25 protein-coding genes are annotated in these 23,579 nt (G+C 43.8%); 17 read left to right on the top strand and 8 right to left on the bottom strand.

Annotation, left to right across the window (positions count from 1 at the left end):
* Positions 1-45: 45 nt before the first annotated feature.
* From MHM98_RS09015 to MHM98_RS08990, 6 genes are read right to left on the bottom strand one after another with little or no spacing between them, the layout of a single operon-like run.
* The gene (locus tag MHM98_RS09015; protein ID WP_239438953.1) at positions 46-495 is read right to left on the bottom strand and encodes a hypothetical protein; all 450 of its coding nucleotides are present in this window, start codon (positions 493-495) and stop codon (positions 46-48) included.
* A gap of 23 nt (positions 496-518) precedes the next feature.
* Positions 519-1,427 (bottom strand): 23S rRNA pseudouridine(2605) synthase RluB, encoded by a 909-nt coding sequence (gene rluB / locus MHM98_RS09010; protein ID WP_239438952.1) that lies wholly within the window; start codon positions 1,425-1,427, stop codon positions 519-521.
* A gap of 7 nt (positions 1,428-1,434) precedes the next feature.
* Positions 1,435-2,052, bottom strand: a complete 618-nt coding sequence (gene scpB / locus MHM98_RS09005; protein ID WP_239438951.1) for an SMC-Scp complex subunit ScpB — start codon at positions 2,050-2,052, stop codon at positions 1,435-1,437.
* A gap of 5 nt (positions 2,053-2,057) precedes the next feature.
* Positions 2,058-2,876, bottom strand: coding sequence for a segregation/condensation protein A (locus MHM98_RS09000; RefSeq protein WP_239438950.1), 819 nt, complete (start codon positions 2,874-2,876; stop codon positions 2,058-2,060).
* A 20-nt stretch (positions 2,877-2,896) separates the two neighbouring features.
* Positions 2,897-3,517, bottom strand: a complete 621-nt coding sequence (locus MHM98_RS08995; protein ID WP_239438949.1) for an L-threonylcarbamoyladenylate synthase — start codon at positions 3,515-3,517, stop codon at positions 2,897-2,899.
* Between the two features lie 23 nt (positions 3,518-3,540).
* Entirely contained in the window at positions 3,541-4,392 is an 852-nt protein-coding gene (locus MHM98_RS08990; RefSeq protein ID WP_239438948.1) for a PHP domain-containing protein, read from the bottom strand.
* Positions 4,393-4,776: 384 nt separating this feature from the next.
* On the opposite strand from MHM98_RS08990, the gene MHM98_RS08985 reads away from it, so the two are divergent.
* From MHM98_RS08985 to rlmA, 13 genes are all read left to right on the top strand, one after another.
* Complete coding sequence (locus MHM98_RS08985) at positions 4,777-6,300, top strand: anthranilate synthase component 1 (RefSeq protein WP_239438947.1); 1,524 nt, start codon at positions 4,777-4,779, stop codon at positions 6,298-6,300.
* On the top strand, positions 6,300-6,929 hold the full coding sequence (locus MHM98_RS08980) for an aminodeoxychorismate/anthranilate synthase component II (RefSeq protein ID WP_239438946.1): 630 nt from the start codon (positions 6,300-6,302) through the stop codon (positions 6,927-6,929). Before MHM98_RS08985 ends, MHM98_RS08980 begins: the two co-directional genes overlap by 1 nt.
* Before the next feature lie 30 nt (positions 6,930-6,959).
* Positions 6,960-7,979, top strand: a complete 1,020-nt coding sequence (trpD, locus tag MHM98_RS08975) for an anthranilate phosphoribosyltransferase (protein ID WP_239438945.1) — start codon at positions 6,960-6,962, stop codon at positions 7,977-7,979.
* Positions 7,976-9,391, top strand: a complete 1,416-nt coding sequence (trpCF, locus tag MHM98_RS08970; RefSeq protein WP_239438944.1) for a bifunctional indole-3-glycerol-phosphate synthase TrpC/phosphoribosylanthranilate isomerase TrpF — start codon at positions 7,976-7,978, stop codon at positions 9,389-9,391. The genes trpD and trpCF overlap by 4 nt, the downstream gene beginning before the upstream one ends.
* An 11-nt stretch (positions 9,392-9,402) precedes the next feature.
* Positions 9,403-10,596 (top strand): tryptophan synthase subunit beta, encoded by a 1,194-nt coding sequence (gene trpB, locus MHM98_RS08965; RefSeq protein WP_239438943.1) that lies wholly within the window; start codon positions 9,403-9,405, stop codon positions 10,594-10,596.
* Positions 10,589-11,395, top strand: coding sequence for a tryptophan synthase subunit alpha (gene trpA, locus MHM98_RS08960; protein WP_239438942.1), 807 nt, complete (start codon positions 10,589-10,591; stop codon positions 11,393-11,395). The genes trpB and trpA overlap by 8 nt, the downstream gene beginning before the upstream one ends.
* A 140-nt stretch (positions 11,396-11,535) precedes the next feature.
* Positions 11,536-12,072, top strand: coding sequence for a septation protein A (locus tag MHM98_RS08955; protein ID WP_239438941.1), 537 nt, complete (start codon positions 11,536-11,538; stop codon positions 12,070-12,072).
* 19 nt (positions 12,073-12,091) lie between these two features.
* Positions 12,092-12,394, top strand: a complete 303-nt coding sequence (locus MHM98_RS08950) for a YciI family protein (protein WP_239438940.1) — start codon at positions 12,092-12,094, stop codon at positions 12,392-12,394.
* 12 nt (positions 12,395-12,406) lie between these two features.
* Positions 12,407-13,663, top strand: a complete 1,257-nt coding sequence (locus tag MHM98_RS08945) for an HD-GYP domain-containing protein (protein ID WP_239438939.1) — start codon at positions 12,407-12,409, stop codon at positions 13,661-13,663.
* Positions 13,664-13,754: 91 nt separating this feature from the next.
* Positions 13,755-14,564: an exodeoxyribonuclease III gene (gene xthA, locus MHM98_RS08940; protein WP_239438938.1), complete on the top strand. Its 810-nt coding sequence runs from the start codon at positions 13,755-13,757 to the stop codon at positions 14,562-14,564.
* A gap of 55 nt (positions 14,565-14,619) precedes the next feature.
* Positions 14,620-15,141, top strand: coding sequence for a GNAT family N-acetyltransferase (locus MHM98_RS08935; RefSeq protein WP_239438937.1), 522 nt, complete (start codon positions 14,620-14,622; stop codon positions 15,139-15,141).
* A 19-nt stretch (positions 15,142-15,160) separates the two neighbouring features.
* Positions 15,161-15,766, top strand: a complete 606-nt coding sequence (locus tag MHM98_RS08930) for a hypothetical protein (protein ID WP_239438936.1) — start codon at positions 15,161-15,163, stop codon at positions 15,764-15,766.
* 18 nt (positions 15,767-15,784) lie between these two features.
* Complete coding sequence (gene rlmA, locus MHM98_RS08925) at positions 15,785-16,591, top strand: 23S rRNA (guanine(745)-N(1))-methyltransferase (RefSeq protein WP_239438935.1); 807 nt, start codon at positions 15,785-15,787, stop codon at positions 16,589-16,591.
* A gap of 16 nt (positions 16,592-16,607) precedes the next feature.
* Here the strand turns inward: rlmA and yfbV are convergent, their stop codons facing one another.
* Positions 16,608-17,045 (bottom strand): terminus macrodomain insulation protein YfbV, encoded by a 438-nt coding sequence (gene yfbV / locus MHM98_RS08920; protein WP_239438934.1) that lies wholly within the window; start codon positions 17,043-17,045, stop codon positions 16,608-16,610.
* A gap of 216 nt (positions 17,046-17,261) precedes the next feature.
* On the opposite strand from yfbV, the gene MHM98_RS08915 reads away from it, so the two are divergent.
* The 4 genes from MHM98_RS08915 (at position 17,262) to MHM98_RS08900 (ending at position 23,061) form a co-directional block, all read left to right on the top strand.
* A complete protein-coding gene (locus MHM98_RS08915) occupies positions 17,262-18,455 on the top strand; it encodes an acetate kinase (protein ID WP_239438933.1) in 1,194 nt (397 codons plus the stop codon).
* Positions 18,456-18,458: 3 nt separating this feature from the next.
* Complete coding sequence (pta, locus tag MHM98_RS08910; RefSeq protein WP_239438932.1) at positions 18,459-20,603, top strand: phosphate acetyltransferase; 2,145 nt, start codon at positions 18,459-18,461, stop codon at positions 20,601-20,603.
* A complete protein-coding gene (locus MHM98_RS08905) occupies positions 20,593-21,036 on the top strand; it encodes a hypothetical protein (protein ID WP_239438931.1) in 444 nt (147 codons plus the stop codon). The genes pta and MHM98_RS08905 overlap by 11 nt, the downstream gene beginning before the upstream one ends.
* 195 nt (positions 21,037-21,231) lie before the next feature.
* A complete protein-coding gene (locus MHM98_RS08900; protein WP_239438930.1) occupies positions 21,232-23,061 on the top strand; it encodes a methyl-accepting chemotaxis protein in 1,830 nt (609 codons plus the stop codon).
* 220 nt (positions 23,062-23,281) lie between these two features.
* Here MHM98_RS08900 and MHM98_RS08895 read toward each other — a convergent pair whose 3' ends face one another.
* Positions 23,282-23,578 (bottom strand): integration host factor subunit alpha, encoded by a 297-nt coding sequence (locus MHM98_RS08895; protein ID WP_239438929.1) that lies wholly within the window; start codon positions 23,576-23,578, stop codon positions 23,282-23,284.
* Position 23,579 lies beyond the last annotated feature (1 nt).

Genomic DNA, 23,579 nt, shown 5'->3' with positions numbered 1-23,579 from the left:
AAACGCCGCTCGATTTGAGCGGCGTTTTTAATTTCAGCTTGAAAACTACTTACCAATCATCATTTGCAATGCTTTTTGGTCAGTATATTGAACATAATTTGATATTGCTTTCATTGTCTGTTCATTATTCATTAACTCTTGCATAGCAACTTCACCAACTAGCTGAAATGATTGCTCAACTGCACGCGGATTTTCTTTCACTGCCTTAACTGTTTCAGTAGGACAATCTTTTACCAATAATCGAGTAATAAGTTCTCCAACGTACTTATCAGTTTTAGTACGTTCAACGTTTGATACTGATAAAAACTCGCTAATTTCTGGATGAGCTCCCATTGAAAAGAACACCCACCTTGCAAGTGTCTTACGCTCTTTGCCGTTGAGCTGGTCAATTAAACAATTTCCAAGCTTTTGTGTTGCATTAGCAGCATTCACCGCCGGTGTTAGAAATAATGCTACACTCGCCATAGCAATGAAGATACCTTGTTTATATTTCATAATTTTCCCTTTTATTATTGTAATTACATGCGTGTTCGTTTCTTTTGCGTTTGACGGTGCTTTTTGTTTTTCGCAGGCTTACCGCGTTGCTCATCGGCTTTTTTGATAACGCGATGTTTACGCACGGCGCGGCGAATACGCGCCGTTTTATTGCGTTGCTCTTCGCGAAGATTTAAGAATGACTCTGTTTCTGGTTCTAATCCTGCTAGCTCACGTAAATAGTTGATTTGCGGAAGCTCAAGATCCTGCCATCCGCCACGAGGCAATGATTTTTCAAGACCGATATTGCCGTAACGCAAACGGATCAAACGACTAATTTGAATCTCTTCATGCTCCCACATTTGACGCACGGTGCGATCTCGCCCTTTGGTCAAAATACAGTGGAACCAGCGATTCAATCCTTCACCCGGCTGAAGTTTGACTTTTTCAAAGTTAATTTTGCCTTCGTCTTTTAATTCGATACCCGCGCGAAGATGTTGAATGTTTTTATCCAGCACTTCGCCAAAAATGCGCACTGCGTATTCACGCTCAATTTCCCGCTTAGAACGCGTAAGGCGGTTGGCCAGTTCACCATCGGTGGTAAATAGCATCAAACCAGAGGTGTTAGTGTCTAAACGACCAATAGCAACCCAACGGCTATTGCGCAGTTTTGGCAAGCGATCAAAGACGGTGTCACGCCCTTCGGGATCTTTACGGGTCGATAATTCACCTTCTTGTTTGTGATAGGCAATCACACGACAAATCTGTTTTTCCGCTTCTTCGATGTTTACTACGACACCATCAAGACGGATTGCATCACTGGCTTCAACACGAGCACCCAATGTCGCTACTTTACCATTGACACTGACTCGCCCTTCGCTGATCGCTTTTTCGAGTTCGCGACGCGATCCTTTACCAGCGCGTGCTAGTACTTTTTGTAATTTTTCACTCATGTTAACCCTATTGTTGCTCGAGTTCGCTAAGCGCCATCTCAAGCTTACTTTCTGTAAGTTCTGGCAACTGTGCCAAGGACGTCAGTCCAAAATAATGTAAGAATTCTTTGGTAGTGCCGTATATTGACGGCTTGCCTGCAATATCTTTTTGACCAACCACTTTAACCCATTCCCGCTCCATCAGTGTTTTCATAATGTTGCTGCTGACGGCAACACCGCGCAAATGTTCAATTTCACCGCGAGTGATGGGTTGTTTGTAGGCGATTAGTGCCAAGGTTTCTAATAACGCTCGAGAATACCTTGGTGATTTCTCCTGCCATAGTCGGCTTAGCGGCTCACTTAAACTTTCATCTGTTATAAAAGTAAACCCCTTGGCAGTCTCTCGTAATACGATTCCGCGCTCTTGATAGTCGCTTGTCAGCTCATCGAGAAGCGCTTTTATCTCTTTGCTTGATAATTTGAGATGCGATAATACACTATCTTTGAGCATTTTAACCGTCATTGGTTTATCAAATGCAAATAATGCGGCTTCAATCAATTGTTTAGTGCCTTTAGGTGACTTTGGCACGACCATTTCTGGCTCGGTTGAGACTTCGTTCAGGTCGCTTTGTGCTTCGTTGACCATATTTTCTATTCCAATACGTCGTCGGTGGCTAATAAGAAAACATTGAGAGAGTCGTCTTCACTCGCTAAGGCAATACCAATCATTTGCTCTTTACACAGTTGTAAAATCGCTAAAAATGACACCACTGCGCCAGCTCGTCCCTCTTCAACATTAAACAATTGCCAAAACATTAGACTGGTGTTTTCACTTAATTTATCCATGATTTCACTCATCCGCGCTCGCGTCGATAGTGATTCACGTTGAATATGATGATGGACATTTGCCTGCACTTGTTTCATCACTTGAGTAAATGCAAGACTTAGCTCTTTTAAAGTCACTTCACTAAGCGGCGAATCAGCAACCAAGTTATCCGCCTTGATTGCATGGGCAGTGTAGTAATCCCGATCTAATCGAGGCAGCGCTTCAATATCTAACGCTGCCCGCTTGTAGCTTTCGTATTCTTGCAACCTTTTGACAAGCTCCGCACGAGGATCCGCTTCTTCGTCTTCAACGGTTTCTTGCACCGGCAGTAACATTTTCGATTTAATTTGCGCAAGAATAGCAGCCATCAATAGATATTCAGCCGCTAAGTCTAAATTGAGCTCCTTCATTAAATCGACATATTCCATGTACTGCTCAGTGATCCTGCTAATGGGAAGATCTAAGATGTCGAATTTGTGTTTGCGAATTAGATAAAGCAATAAATCTAATGGACCTTCAAACGCCGATAGAAAAACCTGCAGCGCATCAGGCGGAATAAAAAGATCAGTCGGCTGTTTATCTACTGGCTCACCAGCCACCAGTGCGATTGGTTTCCGCGGCGCTAATTCGTCGTTATCTTGCATCAAACTAAACTATCTCGTCGCTAAACAAATGGCGACGGATCGCCAGCACCTTCACGCACTAACACAAAAGGGCCATCTGACATATCAACAACGGTGGTTGGCTGTTCACCAAGGTGACCACCATCGATAATGAGATCGACGTGCTTTTCTAGTTTCATACGGATCTCTTCAGGATCAGACTCTGTCACCACTTCACCCGGTAATATTAACGATGTAGATAAGATCGGCTCACCTAATAATTCCAACAACGCGTGGGCAATATTATTATCAGGAACCCGCAAACCTATGGTTTTACGCTTAGGATTTTGAACCCGCTTTGGGACGTCGCGCGTCGCTCTAAAGATAAAGGTGTAAGGCCCTGGTGTCGCGTGTTTTAGCGCACGAAAACACTGATTGTCATATTTGGCGTATTGGGAAATTTGCGACAGATCGCTACACATTAAGGTAAAGTTATGCGCCTTATCGATTTCCCGTACTCGACACACTTTCTCTAATGCAGATTTGTTATCAAGCTGGCAGCCAATGGCATAGCCCGAATCTGTGGGATAAATAACAACACCGCCGTTTTCGATAATCTCTACCGCTTGCTTTATTAAGCGCTGTTGTGGGTTATCGGGATGAACGTAAAAATACTGACTCATGGTAATCCTTATATTGATAATGCTTAAACAGCTTGTACGTATTCAGGCCACAGCGACCAAACAGGCGTTACACCTTTTGCAAAATACAGATTGCGGCCAAGTTCAATCCAACTCGATGGAAAATGAAAATCACTGCCGGCAGAGCCAAGTAATTCATATTCTTGTGCAAGAGCAGCAAGGTGCTGACGATGTGGCGGCGCAAGTTGGCAGCCTGCGGCTTCAAGTGCATCGCCACCAGCAGCTTTAAACGCAATGGTCAGTTTACGCAGCCATTTTCCCGACAGCTTATAGCCCATTGGATGCGCTAATATCGCTTGCCCGCCAGCTTGATGAATGACATCGATTGCTGACTTCATATCAGGCCACGGACTCGGTACATAGCCAACTTTGCCGCGCGCGAGGTATTTCTTAAAAGCAGTGGCATTATCCTTGACCATACCTTGCTCAATCATATAGCGCGCAATATGTCCGCGACCGATTTGACCTTCGCCAGCAATCGCTTTAGCGCCTTGATAAACATTATCAATTTGCTGGGTCTTTTCAACACGACGGGCGATTTCCATGGCGCGGGCCTCACGGATCTGCGATTGATTTTCCAAATAGGCCACCATCGCTGGATGCTCAACATCAAAGTTAAGGCCGACAATATGAATATCTTTATTTTCCCAACAGGTTGATATTTCAACACCGCTAATTAATTTAAGATCATATTGGTTATCTGTTATTTCTTTTTGAACTAACGCAATACCATCTGTGGTGTCGTGATCTGTTAACGCCAACACGTCAACCCCACGTTCAACTGCACGCGCGGTGAGTTCTTTAGGGGTTAGTTTGCCGTCTGAAACAGTGGTATGGCAGTGCAAATCAAATATCATTGACCAAAAAACCTTACAATTTAATAAAACAATCACAATAGGTGCTTGACATCATCCAACAATTGTTAAATTCTATAGCCACATTTGGGCTGAATAACCAACAATTGATTAATTTTCAGTCTAAAACACGATTTATAATCAACAATTTATATTGAGAATAAAAACTAGTGTCTATTATGCAACAAAAATCTCTGACTATCCTTACAAATCTTTGGTGGTGGCGCGTGAATTCTTCGCGGGCTTAACAGTGGTTGTATAAAAATAAAACAGACAACATTGAAAAACCCGCTTAACGAGCGGGTTTTTTGTTTTTTATTCAACGTAAAAATTCGCAAGCTTTGCAACAACGAAAAAGTAACGCAAATTACAAACAGTGAATTAACCATGATCAAGAGTAAACTAACAAAAAGCAGTTGCCAGTATAGCCAGTACCCCACTGAGCTTTTCTCGCAACTCACACAGGGACGGCATAATGTTATGCTACTTGAATCGAGCGAAATCGATTCAAAAGATGACATGCAAAGCTTGTTGCTATTAAGCAGTGCGATGAAAATCGTCTGTCAGCATCGCGATGTTACGCTTAGTGCGCTTAACAATAACGGCCGCGCATTAGTTGAGCCTTTAGTCGCGCATTTTGCTGATTTAGTTAGCGCCAGCGATGAAATGTCAGTGACATTGAGTTATCCGCTACCTAATCAAGAACTAGACCAAGACAGTAAGTTGCAAGCGTTATCGTCATTTAGTGCACTACGCGAATTAAATGCGTTGCTTAGTCAAGGACAAAGTGATGACGACGCTCACCGTTATATCGCTGGTACTTTTGCTTATGACATGATTGCCTCGGTGGAAAACTTGCCAGAGGTAACAAGCGGCGCCAATAATTGTCCCGACTTTGTTTTTTACGTCATCGAAGATGCGCTACTACTTGATCATCAACGCCAAACGGCAACACTGGTTAATCAATCATTTGATGACGGGATAGCAAATAATCACCAAGCTTTATTAACCGCCATCCAAGATTTTACGCCAACCGCCATCACTGGCAGTGCAATCGCGCAAGATGTTGCCGTTAATATTAACGATGAGGATTTTATTGACATCGTTAAGACGCTTAAACAAGAGATTGTCCAAGGTAATATCTTCCAAGTTGTACCGTCACGAGAATTTTCACTGCCTTGTCCGAATCCATTAGCAGCCTATGTTGAGCTCAAGCGCACTAACCCATCGCCTTATATGTTTTATATAAAAGATCAGGATTTTGTGCTCTTTGGTGCATCCCCTGAAAGTGCCCTTAAGTATGAACAAACGACCAATCAAGTTGAAGTATACCCAATCGCCGGTACGCGCCGTCGCGGCTTTAACAGCGATGGCAGCATTAACGCCGATTTAGACGGCCGTTTAGAGCTGGATTTGCGTCTTGATAAGAAAGAACTTGCCGAACATATTATGCTCGTTGATCTTGCGCGTAATGACGTTGCACGTATTAGTGAAGCAGGTACCCGAAAAGTAGCGGAATTATTAAAAGTCGATCGTTACTCTCATGTAATGCATTTGGTGTCTCGCGTGGTAGGCCAACTGCGAAGTGATCTTGACGCCCTACACGCTTACCAAGCTTGTATGAATATGGGTACCTTAGTTGGAGCCCCTAAAATTGAAGCGTCACGCCTAATCCGCGATGTTGAGCAACAGCGACGCGGCAGCTATGGCGGCGCCGTTGGCTACATTAACAGTGCAGGTGATATGGACAGCTGTATTGTTATCCGCTCGGCCTTTGTCAGAGACAATACAGCCATTGTCCAAGCAGGCGCTGGTGTAGTGTTCGATTCAGATCCCCAAGCCGAGGCTGACGAAACCCGCGCCAAAGCGCAAGCCGTACTCTCAGCAATTGCTGCACAAGGAGGTCTGTAATGACTCAGCTAGACCAACTGTCACAATGTCACGTGTATTTACTCGATAATTTTGACTCTTTCACCTATAACCTCGTCGATCAGTTTCGCGTCATGGGGGTTAAGGTCACCATCTATCGCAACGACCTATCAGCAGATTTCATTATTGAACAAATGAAAAGCAGCGAGCTAAAGCCAGTATTAGTATTATCGCCAGGGCCAGGTTCACCAAGTGATGCAGGTTGTTTAGTCGAGCTAATTGACAAGTGTCGCGGCAAATTTCCAATGCTTGGCATTTGCTTAGGCCATCAAGCTATTGTGCAATCATTTGGTGGCACCATTGGTCTTGCACCGGGTACCGTGCACGGTAAATCCTCAGATATTACGCACAATAATTTGGGACCATTTAAAGATCTAATTAATCCTATGCCTGTCGCACGCTACCACTCGTTGATGGCGACCCAAATGCCAAGCGGATTAAAGGTATTGGCTAATATCGACGACATTGTGATGTCGGTGATGGATGAGACTGAAAGTATCATTGGCTTTCAATTTCATCCCGAATCAATTTTAACCCTAGGCGGCGAAGCATTATTGGTGCAATCGCTTACTCATTTAATGCAAGCTAAGGTTTCTCATGCCAACGCATGAACGCAACCTTGAAATAAAGAAGGAACTGTAATGATCCACGATATTTTAGAACAGCTCTACCGCCAACAAGATTTATCTGTAGAGCAATCACAAGCATTGTTTAGCGAAATTGTGAGCGGCAATGTCGAGCCAATCATGCTAAGTGCATTACTAAGCGCATTAAAAATCAAAGGTGAAACTAGCGACGAGTTTGCTGGCGCCGTCTTAGCATTAAAACAAGCCGCCTTGCCCTTCCCACGCCCTGACTATTCATTTATCGATAGTTGTGGCACTGGTGGTGATGGCTCAAATACCATCAATATTTCCACCGCAAGTGCTTTTGTTGCTGCCGCTTGTGGTATCAAAGTAGCCAAACACGGTAACCGTAGCGTATCGAGTAAATCAGGCTCCGCCGATCTACTTGAAGCCCTTGGCATCAAATTGGATATGTCACCTGAGCAATCGCGCCATTGTTTAGATAACTACAATCTGTGTTTTTTGTTTGCAGTGCAGTATCACCAAGGGGTTCGTTTTGCAGCCCCTGTGCGCCAAGCCCTTAAAACCCGCACTATTTTTAACGTATTAGGACCAATGATTAACCCAGCTGCGCCAAATCGTCAGTTAATGGGCGTGTATGATAAATCGCTAATTGAACCAATTGCTCACACCCTTAAACAGACTGGCGTCGAACGTGCGCTGGTGGTTAATGGCAGCGGTCTTGATGAAATGGCCATTCACGGCCCAACCGATATAGCCGAGTTAAAAGATGGCGAAGTAAAGGTCTATCAAATTACACCGCAAGACATGGGAATTGAAGCGTTTCCACTTGATGCATTAACGGGTGGTGATGCGAAGGAAAATGCCGCCCTAATCACTGATTTACTGCAAGGCAAAGGCAAAACCGCCCATGAATATGCGGTAGCCGTTAATGTAGCCGCTACCCTTTATTTAACGGGTCAGTGCCAAGATATTAAAACTGGCGTTGAAGTAGCACTTAATAGTATTCGAAGCGGCGCGCCATATAAGGTGGTTGAACAACTCGCCGCAGCAAGTAAGGAATTTAACGCATGACAGTAACACAACAAATGATCGATGGCCTGCGTGTGACAGGTACAGTACTGGATAAAATTGTTGCCGATAAACCTGCGCAAATTAGTCAATTACAGCAGCGTTATGCCGCTAATGAGATCATTAAAGCTCTCAAGCCATCAACTCGCAGTTTATTTGAAGCACTAAGCGGTGAGAATGCTGGCTACATTTTAGAATGTAAAAAAGCCTCGCCATCCAAAGGTCTGATTCGCGATGATTTTGATTTAGTCGAGATTTGCGGTGCCTACCAACACTACGCTGCAGGGATCTCGGTATTAACCGATGAAGCCTATTTCCAAGGTAAATTTGAATATGTTAAACAAGTACGTGAACTGCTTGAGCAACCTATTCTGTGTAAAGACTTTTTTGTCGACGCTTATCAAATTCACTTAGCGCGCTACATGGGAGCAGATGCCATTTTGCTAATGCTTTCAGTGTTAGACGATGACAAGTATATCGAGCTAGCGAACGTCGCCAACCAATATTCAATGGATATTCTCACCGAAGTAAGTAACGAGAAAGAACTAGAGCGTGCGCTAGCTCTAGATGCCAAGATTATTGGTATTAACAATCGTGATTTACGTGATTTATCGATAGATCTAAACACCACTAAGAAGTTTGCCCCAAAAATCGGTGATGATCGCATTATAATCAGCGAATCGGGTATTAGCACTCATCAACAAATCACCGATTTAGCACCATTCGCAAACGGCTTCTTGGTCGGTAGTTCACTAATGGCACAAACAGATATCGACTTAGCCTGTCGCCAACTTATTTTTGGTGAAAACAAAATTTGCGGCCTTACCGATAATGCTACTGCGCACGGCGTAGCAGCTGCTGGCGCAGTTTATGGTGGCCTTATCTTCGCTCCTAAATCGCCGCGCTACGTAACGCCTGAGCAAGCACTCGACGTTAAAGCAGGCGTTAACCTGAAGTTTGTTGGCGTATTTGTTAATGAAGAACTTGATGATTTAATCGAGATAGCAACCAAGGTATCGCTCGATGTTGTTCAGCTGCACGGCAACGAAGATTCTGATTACGTGACTGCGCTGAAACAACAGCTACCAAACACCCAAGTGTGGCAAGCGCAGCGTAGCGACCAACTAAATGACATTAACGCCAGTGATGCAGATCGTTTATTGATCGACAGCGCGGTGGTTAATGATCACAGCGTGCAGTTTGGCGGCACAGGCGAAAGCTTTGATTGGGAACTAGTACCAAGCGAGTTAAAAACACAGTCAATGCTCGCTGGTGGCCTTGGCCCAGACAACATCAAACTGGCAGCTCACAGTGGCTTCTTAGGACTTGATATTAACTCGGGCGTGGAAACTAGCCCTGGGGTTAAAGATCTCGTCAAAATTAAACAAGTAATGCAACAAATTAGACAATATTAGGATTTTAAACAATGAGTAATACCTCTCCCTACTTTGGTGATTTCGGTGGCATGTTCGTGCCAGAAATCCTAGTACCTGCCCTTGAGCAGTTAGAAAAAGCTTTTGTCGACAGCCAGTCTGACGAAGATTTTCAAAAAGAATTTACCGATCTGTTAAAAAACTACGCAGGTCGCCCTACGGCGCTAACGCTTACCACGCGTTTTAGCCCAAATCCGAATGTAAAAATCTACTTAAAGCGCGAAGACTTGCTCCACGGTGGTGCCCATAAGACCAATCAAGTATTAGGTCAAGCCCTACTCGCTAAACGCATGGGTAAAAACGACATTATCGCCGAAACAGGCGCCGGTCAACACGGTGTGGCTACGGCTCTTGCTTGTGCGCTACTTGGTTTAAAAGCGCGAATTTATATGGGCGCCAAAGATTGTGAACGTCAGCAGCCAAATGTGTTTCGTATGAAATTAATGGGCGCAGAAGTTATCCCAGTAACTGCGGGTAGCGGCACGCTAAAAGATGCGGTAAACGAAGCATTGCGTGACTGGTCAGCAAGTTATGAAAAATCTCATTACTTACTGGGCACCGCGGCGGGCCCTCATCCATTCCCAACCTTAGTTCGTGAGTTCCAAAAAATGATTGGCGAGGAAGCTAAAAAGCAAATCGTCGCAGTTGAAGGCCAACTACCTGATGCCGTTATTGCTTGTGTTGGCGGTGGTTCAAATGCGATTGGCATGTTTGCCGATTTTATCGACGAAAAAGACGTTGCGCTAATTGGCGTTGAACCTGCTGGTAAAGGTCTTGATAGTGGCCTACACGGCGCAACTATCGGCAAAGGTCGCAAAGGTATTATTCACGGTACTTACACCTATTTAATGCAAGACGGTGATGGCCAAATTGAAGAGTCTTACTCGGTATCTGCTGGTCTAGATTACCCTGGTGTTGGGCCGCAGCACGCGCATTTAGCAGCAACAGGTCGAGCAAAGTACGAATCAGTCACAGATGATGAAGCACTTGAAGCGTTTCAACGTCTTGCTCGCTGTGAAGGTATCATTCCAGCGCTAGAATCGTCACATGCCCTTGCCTACGCCTATAAAATGGCCGAGCAAGCAACAGAGCCGATGACATTATTGGTGAATTTATCAGGCCGTGGCGATAAAGATCTCGCCCATGTTACCCAAGTTTTACAAGAGCGAGGAGCTGCTCATGACTAATAGATATCACGAGCTATTTAGCCAGCTCAAAGCAAAAAACGAAGGCGCTTTTGTTCCTTTTGTTGCCATTGGCGATCCAAATCCTGAGCAATCATTAGCGGTTATCGATACCTTAGTGAACGCTGGTGCCGACGCGCTAGAGCTTGGTATTCCATTTTCAGATCCAAGTGCCGATGGACCAACCATTCAAGCGGCAAGCGACAGGGCTTTAGATGCGGGCACAACACCAGATGTGTGTTTTGATATTATCGCCAAAATCCGTGCTAAGCACCCACAAACGCCGATCGGTCTTTTGCTTTATGCCAACCTTGTGGCGAGCAACGGCTTGGATACTTTCTTTGAAAAATGTACCAAAGCTGGTGTTGATTCGGTGTTAATCGCCGATGTGCCGCTACGTGAAAGCGCGCCGTTTAAATCAGCTGCCACTGCCGCAGGTATTCAGTCAATTTACATTGCGCCGCCAAATGGCAGCGAGCAAACATTAAAAGCGGTTGCCGAGCACAGCGAAGGTTATACCTACTTATTGTCTCGCGCTGGTGTGACGGGTACAGAATCAAAGGTACAAATGCCAGTCAATCACTTGATTGATACCCTTAAAGCAAACAATGCACCGCCGCTATTACTCGGTTTTGGTATCTCTACACCAGATGATGCGAAAAACGGCCTAGCAAGCGGTGCCGACGGCATTATTAGCGGCTCAGCCGTAGTGAAAATTATTGAGAAAAACCTCAATAATAATTCACAAATGCTAAGCGAGCTAGGTGAGTTTATTGGCGCGATGAAAGCTGCCACAAAATAGCCTGCTTGTAATATAGCCCGTCTAAAATAGCCAGCAATCGCTGGCTATTTTTTTATCGACAAACTCAGAGGCCTAGTGACAAGCTCGCGTCTGTTTGATTACAATATCCAGCAATACATATAAATAAGAATCAACGTTTTATGAAGCACCTTCTCGAATACCTGCCACTTGCCGCCTTTTTCATTAGCTACTATTTATTCGACGTGTATACCGCGACTGCTGTGCTCATTGGTGCTACGGTATTGCAACTAATCGCCTTACAAATCATTTTCAAAAAAATAGAACGTCAAAACTGGATTGTATTTGGCGTAGTGAGCGTGTTTGGTGCCCTCACTCTTTATTTCCACGACGACAATTTCATCAAATTGAAACCATCAATTATTTATGGCGTATTCGCCTTAGTACTTTTAGGTTATCAATTAGTAGGCCAATCAATCCCGCAGAAGCTGATGGGGAGTGAAATAGACGCACCATCGTATGTTTGGCGTAACCTGTCATTTGGCTGGGCAGCGACCTGTGTTATTGCTGGCGTTTTAAATTTCTGGATTGCCTTTAATCTAAGTCTAGATACTTGGGTTAATTTTAAAGTCTTCGGCCTAACCGCCCTTACCTTCATTATGTTCATTTGCTCTGGTGTGTATATCTACAAATACATGCCTAGCGATGACGCACAGTAATAAATTAGGAACAAGTTTTATGTGGTATATGATTCATGCAACCGATGTTGCAAACAGTTTAGAAAAACGTTTAGCGGCCCGTCCAGACCATCTAGCTCGTTTAAACGAGTTACAAGCCCAAGGACGTTTGTTACTTGCAGGGCCAACGCCTGCTATCGATAGCGAAGATCCTGGACAAGCAGGCTTTAGTGGCTCATTAGTGGTTGCTGAATTTGAAAGCTTAGAGGCAGCACAGCAATGGGCAGACGTTGATCCATATGTTTCTGCTGGCGTCTATGAAAGCGTTGTCGTAAAACCTTTTAAAAAAGTGCTTCCTGCCTAAAGAAAACTGTTGATGAAAGATAATAGTGCCAGAATCAAACTAACCATAGATCGCCTGCAACCAGGAGTTTATATCAAACTGCCTGTGCGATGGAACGCGCACCCTTTCATGTTTAACCAATTTAAAATTACGTCGCAAAATCAAATTGCGTTATTAAAGCAAGCAAACATCAAGCACGTTTACGCGATTCCTAGTAAAAGCGATGCTCATCCGTTACCTGTCAAAGAAGATAGTGCGCCAGCGAACGTCGAAACTGAACAAGACACAACGCTACTCAAAAACAAGCTTAGCGATAAAGAGCAACAAATCCTCGCGATGCAGCAGCATCGCCGAGCCATCAAAGAGTGTGAACAAGCTTATCAAAACGCCTTGAGTAAAGTGCGCTCTTTAACTTCCAAGGTACAATCTCGTCCTCTAGTGGCAATGGAAGAAGCTCAAAGTGTAATGGCTACCATGACTAAGGCCCTGCTAGGTAAGGACGACTTAGTTCTTCATTTGGTTGGTGATGATCGCGACGATATGGACAGCCACCAGCACGCAGTATCGGTATCGGTATTGGCGATGATGATTGGTAAGAAAGTTGGTTTAAAAGAAAGTGAGATTAGTGACCTAGGTACCGCAGGATTGCTGCACGATATCGGCAAGTTGAAAATTCCTAGTCAATTTTACACCAGCAAAGACGTAACACCTGCCAAACGAAAATTTGTTATCGAAAAGCATCCGGAATACTCCATTGAATTTATCAATAACGTGCCATCAATTAATGACACTGTTAAACGATTAATTAGCGAACATCACGAATATGCTGACGGTAGCGGCTACCCTAAGGGTTTAACAAAGGACAAATTACATCCACATTCACTGATTATTTCGATGGTTAATTTGTATGAAAACCTTTGCTATCCCTATGACGAGAGCAAGGCTCGCACACCAGCACAAAGCCTTAGCTATTTGTTTGCCAGTAAGAAGTCTCAGTTTGACGAAAAACAGCTAAGTGCCTTCGTTAAATCGCTTGGCATTTACCCACCTGGAACTTTAGTCAAATTAAATAACGGCCAAATTGGCATAGTTATCACCGTCAATACGGCAAAACTGCTAGCACCTTGTGTCATGGTGTTTGATGAAAAAATTCCCCGCGATGAGGCAGCAATCATCGATTTAGACCAAGAAGAAGTCACGATTGAGTCTGCGCTTTCACCTCGAAGTGTTGAGCCGCATATCAAAAATTATCTCAATCCACGCTCGCAATTATCTTTTTTCATCGAATAATAAAATTAGCTGTTGCTCAATTTTTTTGGTGGGATAGAATCAAACGAAGCGTTTAAGTTTTACGCAATAATAATTTAAAAAAGAAGTATTTATGAAAGTAATTTCCTTTAACATTAATGGCCTCCGCGCTAGGCTTCATCAACTAGAAGCCTTAGTAAATAAGCATCAACCAGATGTAATTGGCTTACAAGAAATCAAAGTCGATAACCCTCAATTTCCGCTCGACGCTGTAGAAGCACTAGGTTACAAGGTGTTCTATCACGGCCAAAAAGGTCACTACGGTGTTGCGTTAATGACTAAATTGGACGTTGAAGACGTTCAATACGGATGGGAAACAGATACGGAAGATGCGCAGCGCCGGATGATTATGGCTACTGTTACTACTGCTGCTGGCAACAAAGTGCGCGTGTTAAACGGTTACTTCCCACAAGGGGAAAATCGCGAGCACGAAACTAAATTCCCTGCCAAAGAGAAGTTTTATCAAGATCTGCAGGATTATTTAGAAAAGAATCACACCAATGATGAGAATGTCATTGTGATGGGTGACATTAACATTTCACCAACAGACTTAGATATTGGCATCGGTCCAGACAATGCCAAACGTTGGTTGCGCACAGGTAAATGTAGCTTCCTTCCAGAAGAGCGTGAATGGCTAGCGCGACTACAAGGTTGGGGACTAGAAGATACTTTCCGACTGTTACATCCGGAAACCAATGATAAATACAGCTGGTTTGATTATCGTTCACGCGGCTTTGACGATAATCGCGGCCTGCGCATTGATGTAATATTAGCGACTGAAAACCTCAGTCAATACTGTGTTGAATCGGACGTCGACTACGAATTGCGAGGGATCGAAAAACCTTCTGATCACGCGCCTATTTGGTCATCGTTTGAATTTTAAATTTAACCATAACTCGCACTGTTATTAGTACCAGTGCGTCATGTGAGATTTTAATATGATAACTATAAGACAGGCAGTCCTTGGCGATCTTTACCATGTAAACGCCATTTATAATCACTTTATAGAGCACTCTGCTATCACTTTTGACGTTGAGCCTTGGTCAATCGCCCAACGCTTGCAGTGGTATCAAACAGCTATTTTAAAGCAGCGCCATATTTTGCTAGTCGCTGTTCAGGACGATAAAGTTATCGGTTTTGCCTACAACGGTACGTTTAAAGCCAAACAAGCCTATGCTAGCTCAACAGAGGTTACCGTTTACAAAGCACCAGATTGTGAGGAAAAAGGCGTCGGACGTGCCCTCTATCGCCATCTACTCAATGCCTTAAAATCTCAAGATTACAATCGCGCTTACGCTTGGATTACTCTGCCAAATGACGCATCGATTGCCCTGCACCACAATATGGGATTTGAAACTGTTGGAACCATGGGCCAAGTAGGTAAAAAATTCGACGAGTTTCATGATGTCGCTTTGTTAGAAAAAGTCTTAACTAATGAGACAGAACAAGAGCCAGCCTAGTTAGGCGAATAACATTTACATGATCAACCTTTGCCTTATCGCGGTTTGTTCCTTAGTGCTTGTGAGCATAAAACCGTTACCAACGCTAAGCGAGCTCAAAGGCAAAGGTATCGCGTTTCATTTATTTTGCGCTGCAACCCTCACCCTCATTTTACTCGCCTCCCTCACTGGTGGCTTATCCCCGCAAATGCCAATGCACTTTATGGGATTAGCGGCAGTATCACTAGTAATCGGCATTAGACTTTCATTATGTGCAGTCGCCATGGTTATAGCCTCTTTAGTGTTAATAGGCGAATTAGCCATAAGTGACATTGGTGGCTATTGGCTAGCCGGCTACATAATTCCGCTCTTTGTCTTTGCTAAATGGGTGCAGCTCACCAAACATCGCAACCTTTGGCGCTTTTCATTCGTCACTGCTGGTCTTGGCAGCACCATTATCTTCTGCGTGAAAACACTTGGCTTATCACTCTATTATGTTTTTGTATCAAATGTCGCTGTCGATGCGGTATTAAACCAGTATATAATTCTCAGCCCATTGTTTTGGCTACCAGAGTTACTGTTTAATGCGACAGTTCTGATTACGTTGTTACAACACCGCCCCCAATGGGTTTTACTTTATCGTTAAGCCAATTAGAAGTTTTCTATGATTTATCAATGCCCGCTTTGCCAATCAGCACTAAACCTATCAAACAACGACAAACAACTCATTTGTCATAATAACCACAGTGTCGATCGGGCAAAACAAGGCTATTTCAATCTATTACCTGTTCAAAACAAAAAGTCAAAGCAGCCCGGCGATAGTAAAGAGATGATTGCTGCACGAGAAGCTTTTCTCGCAGGCAACTACTATCGGACGTTGGCTCATGCACTAGAAAAGCTAGTGCAGTCACTAGCAAAAGACAAAACAACCATTCTCGATATTGGCTGCGGCGAAGGCTATTACTCAAGAGCAATTTGCGAAGAGAACGGTTGGCAACACTTTGGCTTTGATATTTCAAAGCCCGCTGTCATGAGAGCGGCTAGAAAAGATCCGGCAGGTGAATACGCGGTTGCCAGCTCGGAGGCCATGCCATTTATCAATGAATGCGTTGACGTCGCCTTTAAAGTCTATGCACCTGTCAGCGATACTGAATTGCTTCGCGTGTTAAAAACTGGCGGACATTTCATCAATGTCACACCGGCGCCACGTCATTTATGGCAACTGCGAGAGTTTATTTATCAAGAAGTACGTCCGCATCAAACGCAAGACACACTATTTACAGGCTTAGAGCGCGTAAACAGTGAGCAACTGACTTATACAATAACACCAAGCGCTGAAGACTGTATTCGATTATTGGATATGACGCCTTTTGCTTGGAAAGCGACACCAGAAATACGCGAGAAAATAAAAGCGGCTTGCCCTTTTGAGATAGAACTGGACTTTCTAGTCACACTATTCAAAAAGCCATAGCAAACTGATTTGTGTACTACGGCAATTCAAATGCCTTATTGAGTTTGCTATAGGCTTGATTAAGCAGTAATGCCATGTCTTTATAGGATGCTTTGCGAGAAATGGGAGCTACATTAATTCCCGCGTTAATCATTTGACTGCGAATATCACTGCACCAACTAATTAAGCCAAGCGGCAACGGCTGCTTGGCGCGATGCCCTAGCCAAATTAAACTTTGATAAGGAATACTCAACACCAACAACGACATTGCAAGTGCACGAGGCATGACTTCATGACCGAAATAGAGATATTGAGCAACAAAACTTAAGCAGGCGATGCCCGCAGCACTTTTCTGCAATAGCTTCGACAACTTAATAATCTTAGGATCAGGAAAAATCACCGAAAGTGCACGTTGCTCAGGCCATAATGCCTGATACTCTCTGCCCTGCTCGATCAAAAGTTTAATTTCGGTCATAAAACTCTCAAATTAATGATAATTATTCAAAAAACTGCGACACAAAAATACGACTTAAGTATATAATCACATTCTTAATTTAATGCCGATTATCGCGTCGAAATCTGTAGATATTTAATTATTGTAGTGGCTCGCCTCTCACTTTACTAGCCCCACAATCTTTAGAACCTATAGAGCGGTAATCATCATCTTTGTCCGATATGTTAGGAAACCCCAATGCACAATTCGCTGGTCTTTGTTTTAAATTGTGGCAGCTCATCACTGAAATTTTCATTAATCGACGCTAAGTCTCACGATGAAATTTTAAGTGGCCTTGCCGACGCTCTAGGTTCTAGTAACCCCATTATTAAATATAAATACCAAGGTGATAAGAAAACGATAGCGTTAAATGCCAATGCAATGCACCAAAGCGCCGTCGATACAATAGTTACCTTACTTAGCGATTTATCATTAAACGACGCAGTCATTGCGGTCGGACATCGCGTTGTACATGGTGGCGAGCTATTTACGCAGTCGGTAGTTATCGACAATCAGGTCATCGAGCAATTGGAAGCCATTTCCAAACTTGCACCACTGCACAACCCTGCTAACCTCATTGGCATCAATGCGGCGCAACAGGCATTCCCTAACCTAGCCCAGGTTGCTGTGTTCGATACCGCATTTCATCAAAGTATGCCAGCAAAAGCCTTTACTTATGCACTGCCCCACGCGCTTTATAAAGAGCACGGCATTCGTCGCTACGGTTTTCACGGCACCAGCCATTACTTCATTACTCAACAAGCTGCGAAGATGCTTGATAAAGATGTGTCAGAAACCAATATTATCAGCGCCCATTTGGGTAACGGCGCTAGTGTCACCGCCGTCAAGAATGGCCAAAGTGTTGATACCAGTATGGGCTTAACACCACTTGAAGGACTAGTAATGGGGACCCGCTGCGGCGACGTTGATCCAGCGATCGCGCAATATATGATTGACCAACTTGGCTACAGTAATGACGAAGTGAATAACGTCTTTAACAAACAAAGCGGTTTATTAGGACTTTCAGAATTAACAAATGATTGTCGCGTGATAGAAGAGCGAGCGCAACAAGGCCATGCCGGTGCTAAACTGGCCCTTGATGTCTTTTGTTACCGCCTCGCCAAATACATTGCTTCATACACAGTACCACTTGGCCGCCTAGACGCTATCGTTTTCACTGGTGGCATCGGTGAAAACTCAGATCTGATTCGCGCCAGCGTTATTGAGCAACTTGAAATCTTCGGCCTAGCGCTCGATGAGCAAGCAAACCTAGACGCTCGCTTTGGTAATCAAGGCGTTATCACCAAAAACAGCGGTGCCAAAGCAATGGTTATCCCAACTAACGAAGAATTAGTGATTGCCCTTGATGCCATCGCTTTAACTCAGGAGTAGATCATGGCTAGAACAATAATGTTAGTGCCTGTTGGTTTTGGTGTTGGTTTAACCTCTGTCAGCATGGGATTAGTACATGCCATCGAACGTCATGGCATTAAAGTAAACTTTTTCAAACCTGTCGCCCAGCCAGTAACGGGCGACGTTGGCCCAGAGCGTTCAAGTACCATTATCGGTCGCAACCCGAATATTGAGCCACCGAAACCGCTATCGCCTAACTACGTTGGCAAGCTGATGAGTAGTGGTAAGTCGGATATTCTGCTGGAAGAAATCGTTGAACAAGCAAACCTTGCCCAAAGCGATAATGATATTTTAATCATCGAAGGCTTGGTGCCAACCCGTAAGCAACAGTACACTTCGCGCCTCAATAACTTAATCGCCAAAGCGCTCGATGCCGAAGTGGTTTTTGTTACTTCGCCAGGTAGCGACAGCGCGATCCAACAAAAAGAGCGCATTGAGCTTGCCTGTCAGCCATTTGGTGGTACCGGTGCTGAGCGAATCTTAGGCTGTATCGTTAACAAAATTAACGCCCCTATCGATGACAATGGCGTATTACGTCAAGATCTTGAAAATGGCGGTAATACTTCTAACCAACAACAAATGGAAGTGTTCCAACTATTTGGTCGCAGCCCAATTCGCGTTTTAGGTTACATCCCTTGGAACGAACAAATCATTGCGCCGCGTGTTATCGACATAGCCAATCATTTGAAAGCTCGAATCATCAACGAAGGTGAAATTCACAGCCGTCGTCTACGCAGTATTACTTTCTGTGCCCGCAGTATTCCAAACATGGTTGAAAACTTTAGCGCCAATAAATTGTTGGTTGCCTCGGGTGATCGCTCAGATGTGATTGTATCAGCCTGTCTAGCAGCGATGAATGGCGTAAAAATCGGCGCTTTACTGCTAACCAATGGTTATGAGCCTGAACAACCTGTGATGGATCTGTGTCAGCAAGCGATGGCAACAGGCTTACCAATTTTGTTGGTTGATACCAATACATGGCAAACATCGATTGATCTGCAAAGTTTCAACGACGAAGTGCCGGATGATGACGTTGAGCGCATCAACAAGGTTGATGAATTTGTCGCCAGCCATATCGACAAACATTGGATCGGCTCGCTAACGCATGCCTCTAGCCGCCAGCGCCGCTTATCACCAGCAGCCTTTAGATATCAGTTAACTGAGATGGCACGTCGCGCCAATAAGACAGTGGTATTGCCAGAAGGTGAAGAGCCGAGAACTATCAAGGCCGCGGCGATTTGTGCACAGCGCAACATTGCAAACTGTGTGTTGTTAGGTAATCAAGAAAATATCGAATTAATTGCCACCCAACAAGGTGTGGAATTAGGCGCCGGTGTGACTATTGTTGACCCACAAGAAGTTCGTCAGCGCTATGTCGAGCCGATGGTGAAATTGCGCGAGCACAAAGGTCTTACTGAAGTAGTGGCTCAAGAGCAGCTAGAAGACAATGTTGTTTTGGGCTCTATGATGCTGGCACAAGATGAAGTTGACGGACTAGTATCTGGCGCCATCCACACCACCGCTAATACTATTCGCCCACCACTGCAATTGGTAAAGACAGCCCCTGATGCGAGTTTAGTGTCTTCTGTATTCTTTATGTTATTGCCGGACCAAGTGCTTGTTTATGGTGATTGTGCAATTAATCCAGATCCAAATGCCGAACAGCTTGCAGAAATCGCTATTCAATCAGCAGATTCAGCGATTGCCTTTGGTATCTCTCCAAAAGTGGCTATGATTAGTTACTCAACGGGAACATCCGGCAGTGGCTCTGACGTTGAAAAAGTGCGTGAAGCAACCAAAATTGCTCAAGAGCGCCGCCCAGACTTAATTATCGATGGCCCACTACAATACGATGCGGCGATTATGAAGAACGTTGCCGCATCCAAGGCGCCAAACAGTCCAGTAGCAGGACAAGCCAATGTGTTTATCTTCCCAGATTTAAATACTGGTAACACCACCTATAAAGCTGTGCAACGAAGTGCCGATTTAATAAGTATTGGCCCAATGCTCCAAGGTATGCGTAAACCGGTCAATGATTTATCACGGGGTGCATTAGTTGACGATATTGTTTACACTATCGCCTTAACCGCAATTCAAGGAAAACAAGCTCAAAATCATGAACACTAAATTTTTAATGCCGATTGGCGCTAGAATCAAAGCAATAATTATTGCATTAATGGCATTAACGCTTGCCGCTTGCGGCGACGAAGAATCTAAAAAGATGCCTGAAGATGTCGCAAAAGAATTCGTTGAAGCCATCTATAATTCGAAAGATATTAAGGCAATTAAAAAACATTCTGTGAAGCGCGTTGCAGGCTTAGTCGATCATTACCGCAGTATCAAAATGATCCAGCGTAACATGATGCAGCTTTCATTGGATTCTGCCACGATTCAAGTGACAGATGTTGGTGGCGATTTCTTTCGTAAGTCGAAAAAAGACACCAAGGTCGAACTACACATTCGTGGTAAATATCAAGGCGGCGTTGTTGCAGATGATCGATTCCTTACCATGACTTGGGAAAACAACCGCTGGAAAGTGAAAAAAATCTCAAAATCCTAACTTATAGGTGCTAATTGCGTAAAAACCGGACAGTTGTCCGGTTTTTTTTGCGTTTAGTTTAATTACTTCTAAACTTAAAACGTATGCAGTCGATACTGTCATTGAAGGGACTCAGATGAAGTTTATCCGCTGGAATTTACTTCAGAACCGTATTAGCGAATACAAGTATTATCGCCTTTCAACAAAGAGTCTTTTATGAACATTAAACTCAAATTACTCCTTAGTACCGCCCTACTAGTGATCAGTATGTTACTGATGCTAGGGTTACAAATGTACAGCCTCAACACCATGCACAGCCTTTTAGAAGGCGTTGAAACTGCAGATGCAATTGATAAAGGCGTTCTTCAATTACGCCGCAACGAAAAAGATTTTCTGGCCCGTAGAGACGAAAAATACATCGGAAAATTTCAAAAGAACGTTGCGAAAATTAAATCCCATAGCAATAACCTCAAAACCACATTCCGAGAATTTGATCTTAGCGTTGGTAAGATCAATGAGTTTGACGATATCCTGAGCCAATATCAAAGAATATTTGAAAAGCTCAACCAGCAACAAAAAACCATTGGCTATAAAACTGATCTTGGATTACAAGGACGTTTAAACATTGCTTCACAAGAATTATTAAGTGCTATCGGCAATGGAGATCATCGTGCAACTAGCGAATTATTCCAATTGAAAGCGATAGAACGACAGTTCATGTTGCAACCATCTGACGAAGCACTACAAACGATGAATGATACTATTGCAAGTTCTTCGCAGTTAGACGCCACTGCACCAACGCTATTACGTGACTACCAAAATTCATTCAGCGCCCTATTTGAAGCCAAGAAGACTTTTGGCTTCAATCAAAAACTCGGCATCCTCGGAAATATGCGGGCAACGGTACACAAAACCGAAACCTTACTTGAAGACATAGTAGCAAGTAATAAAGCAAAAATTCTTGAGACAGAAAATTCAATCGCCTATTTTCAGTTTTCGCTATTTTTCATCATATTAGCAATTGCTATCGCCATTTCGCTAGCAACTTCTCGCAGTATACTACGCCCTATCGAGCAGCTAAGAGACCTAATGATAACCATTGGTGAGACCAAGAATTTAGGGCTACGAGCAAAAGACGACGGTAACGATGAAATAGCTGAGATGTCGACGCACTTCAACCAGATGGTTTCGCAATTTAGAAGCTTGATCACCGAAGTTAATTCTTCAGTCGTCGCGCTAAATGATGCAACTAATCAATTGGCCAATAATGTTGCAGTAACGACTCAAGGCGTGCAAAGCCAAATGGCTGAAACTGATATGGTAGCTACTGCGATCACGCAAATGGTGGCTACTGTCGATGAGATTTCAAACAATACATCCGATACAGCTAACAAAGCCGAAATGACCAATCAAAATGCCATTATGGGTCAACAAGGTGTAGAAAAAACGATTGAGCAAATTAATCAATTGTCATCTAACTTGTTAGATTCAGAACAGGTTATCACCGCACTTGAGACTGACAGCCAAAGCATCGGTCAGGTATTAGAAGTAATTCGCGGCATCGCCGAGCAAACAAACCTACTCGCTCTGAACGCAGCAATTGAAGCGGCGCGCGCGGGTGAACAAGGTCGAGGATTCGCAGTAGTAGCAGACGAAGTACGCAGCCTTGCAAGTAAAACGCAGGACTCAACCAAAGAAATCGAATCTATTATTTCTCAATTCCAAGGTCGAACTTCTGAGATTGTCGCACTGATGGCAACCTGTCGTGACCAGGGTGAAATCAGTGCAGAGCAAGCGTCTAGCACCGGTAAGATGCTGCAAGAAATCACCGATGATGTGTCGGTAATTTTGGGCATGACTCAATCTGTAGCCGCTGCAATCGAACAACAAAGCGCCGTCGCAAGTGAAGTTAACAAACACGTTGTTAAGATCCGCGACGTCACTGACGAAACCTCTGGTTTGTCAGATCAAAACTCGCAAATGAGCAAAGAGGTTGCGACACAATCAGACACTTTAAGCCAAGCAGTTTCTCAGTTTAAAATCTAGTTTACACTGGAACCATCTAACGAAAAGCCGACATATTGTCGGCTTTTTTATGCACCAATATACTCGAATTAAAACTACCAATAGCAAGCAAGTCGTGCGTCATTATTGAAATTAGGCAATACTTGTCTTACAGGCATTAATCGATGCAACACAAACAAAAAAAGCCAATGTCCATCAACGATGGACATTGGCTCTTTAGCGATGTAAATACAGCTAGAAGTTATTCTTTGGCTTCTAATTGCTCGACGCGAGCTTTAAGCTTTTGCCCAGCTCTAAAAGTCACGACACGGCGTGCAGAAATTGGAATATCTTCACCAGTTTTAGGGTTACGACCAGGACGTTCCGCTTTATCACGCAAATCAAAGTTGCCAAAACCTGATAACTTGATTTGTTCGCCACTTTCTAAACAGCCACGTAGCTCTTCAAAAAATAACTCAACCATCTCCTTGGCTTCTTTTTTACTAAAATCCAGATTTTCAAATAGATGTTCTGCCATATCGGCTTTAGTTAAGGCCATA

The organism is Psychrobium sp. MM17-31, assembly GCF_022347785.1.
In the GTDB taxonomy this organism is placed as follows: Bacteria; Pseudomonadota; Gammaproteobacteria; order Enterobacterales; family Psychrobiaceae; genus Psychrobium.
Note: the sequence above shows the minus strand (reverse complement) of the source record. Positions and strands in the feature narration are given on the sequence as shown.

What these genes read in the sequence shown, in the direction of transcription:
- MHM98_RS09015 (WP_239438953.1), bottom strand. Translation starts at nt 495, where the DNA reads ATGAAATATAAACAAGGTATCTTCATTGCTATGGCGAGTGTAGCATTA.
- rluB (WP_239438952.1), bottom strand. Translation starts at nt 1,427, where the DNA reads ATGAGTGAAAAATTACAAAAAGTACTAGCACGCGCTGGTAAAGGATCG.
- scpB (WP_239438951.1), bottom strand. Translation starts at nt 2,052, where the DNA reads ATGGTCAACGAAGCACAAAGCGACCTGAACGAAGTCTCAACCGAGCCA.
- MHM98_RS09000 (WP_239438950.1), bottom strand. Translation starts at nt 2,876, where the DNA reads ATGCAAGATAACGACGAATTAGCGCCGCGGAAACCAATCGCACTGGTG.
- MHM98_RS08995 (WP_239438949.1), bottom strand. Translation starts at nt 3,517, where the DNA reads ATGAGTCAGTATTTTTACGTTCATCCCGATAACCCACAACAGCGCTTA.
- MHM98_RS08990 (WP_239438948.1), bottom strand. Translation starts at nt 4,392, where the DNA reads ATGATATTTGATTTGCACTGCCATACCACTGTTTCAGACGGCAAACTA.
- MHM98_RS08985 (WP_239438947.1), top strand. Translation starts at nt 4,777, where the DNA reads ATGATCAAGAGTAAACTAACAAAAAGCAGTTGCCAGTATAGCCAGTAC.
- MHM98_RS08980 (WP_239438946.1), top strand. Translation starts at nt 6,300, where the DNA reads ATGACTCAGCTAGACCAACTGTCACAATGTCACGTGTATTTACTCGAT.
- trpD (WP_239438945.1), top strand. Translation starts at nt 6,960, where the DNA reads ATGATCCACGATATTTTAGAACAGCTCTACCGCCAACAAGATTTATCT.
- trpCF (WP_239438944.1), top strand. Translation starts at nt 7,976, where the DNA reads ATGACAGTAACACAACAAATGATCGATGGCCTGCGTGTGACAGGTACA.
- trpB (WP_239438943.1), top strand. Translation starts at nt 9,403, where the DNA reads ATGAGTAATACCTCTCCCTACTTTGGTGATTTCGGTGGCATGTTCGTG.
- trpA (WP_239438942.1), top strand. Translation starts at nt 10,589, where the DNA reads ATGACTAATAGATATCACGAGCTATTTAGCCAGCTCAAAGCAAAAAAC.
- MHM98_RS08955 (WP_239438941.1), top strand. Translation starts at nt 11,536, where the DNA reads ATGAAGCACCTTCTCGAATACCTGCCACTTGCCGCCTTTTTCATTAGC.
- MHM98_RS08950 (WP_239438940.1), top strand. Translation starts at nt 12,092, where the DNA reads ATGTGGTATATGATTCATGCAACCGATGTTGCAAACAGTTTAGAAAAA.
- MHM98_RS08945 (WP_239438939.1), top strand. Translation starts at nt 12,407, where the DNA reads ATGAAAGATAATAGTGCCAGAATCAAACTAACCATAGATCGCCTGCAA.
- xthA (WP_239438938.1), top strand. Translation starts at nt 13,755, where the DNA reads ATGAAAGTAATTTCCTTTAACATTAATGGCCTCCGCGCTAGGCTTCAT.
- MHM98_RS08935 (WP_239438937.1), top strand. Translation starts at nt 14,620, where the DNA reads ATGATAACTATAAGACAGGCAGTCCTTGGCGATCTTTACCATGTAAAC.
- MHM98_RS08930 (WP_239438936.1), top strand. Translation starts at nt 15,161, where the DNA reads ATGATCAACCTTTGCCTTATCGCGGTTTGTTCCTTAGTGCTTGTGAGC.
- rlmA (WP_239438935.1), top strand. Translation starts at nt 15,785, where the DNA reads ATGATTTATCAATGCCCGCTTTGCCAATCAGCACTAAACCTATCAAAC.
- yfbV (WP_239438934.1), bottom strand. Translation starts at nt 17,045, where the DNA reads ATGACCGAAATTAAACTTTTGATCGAGCAGGGCAGAGAGTATCAGGCA.
- MHM98_RS08915 (WP_239438933.1), top strand. Translation starts at nt 17,262, where the DNA reads ATGCACAATTCGCTGGTCTTTGTTTTAAATTGTGGCAGCTCATCACTG.
- pta (WP_239438932.1), top strand. Translation starts at nt 18,459, where the DNA reads ATGGCTAGAACAATAATGTTAGTGCCTGTTGGTTTTGGTGTTGGTTTA.
- MHM98_RS08905 (WP_239438931.1), top strand. Translation starts at nt 20,593, where the DNA reads ATGAACACTAAATTTTTAATGCCGATTGGCGCTAGAATCAAAGCAATA.
- MHM98_RS08900 (WP_239438930.1), top strand. Translation starts at nt 21,232, where the DNA reads ATGAACATTAAACTCAAATTACTCCTTAGTACCGCCCTACTAGTGATC.
- MHM98_RS08895 (WP_239438929.1), bottom strand. Translation starts at nt 23,578, where the DNA reads ATGGCCTTAACTAAAGCCGATATGGCAGAACATCTATTTGAAAATCTG.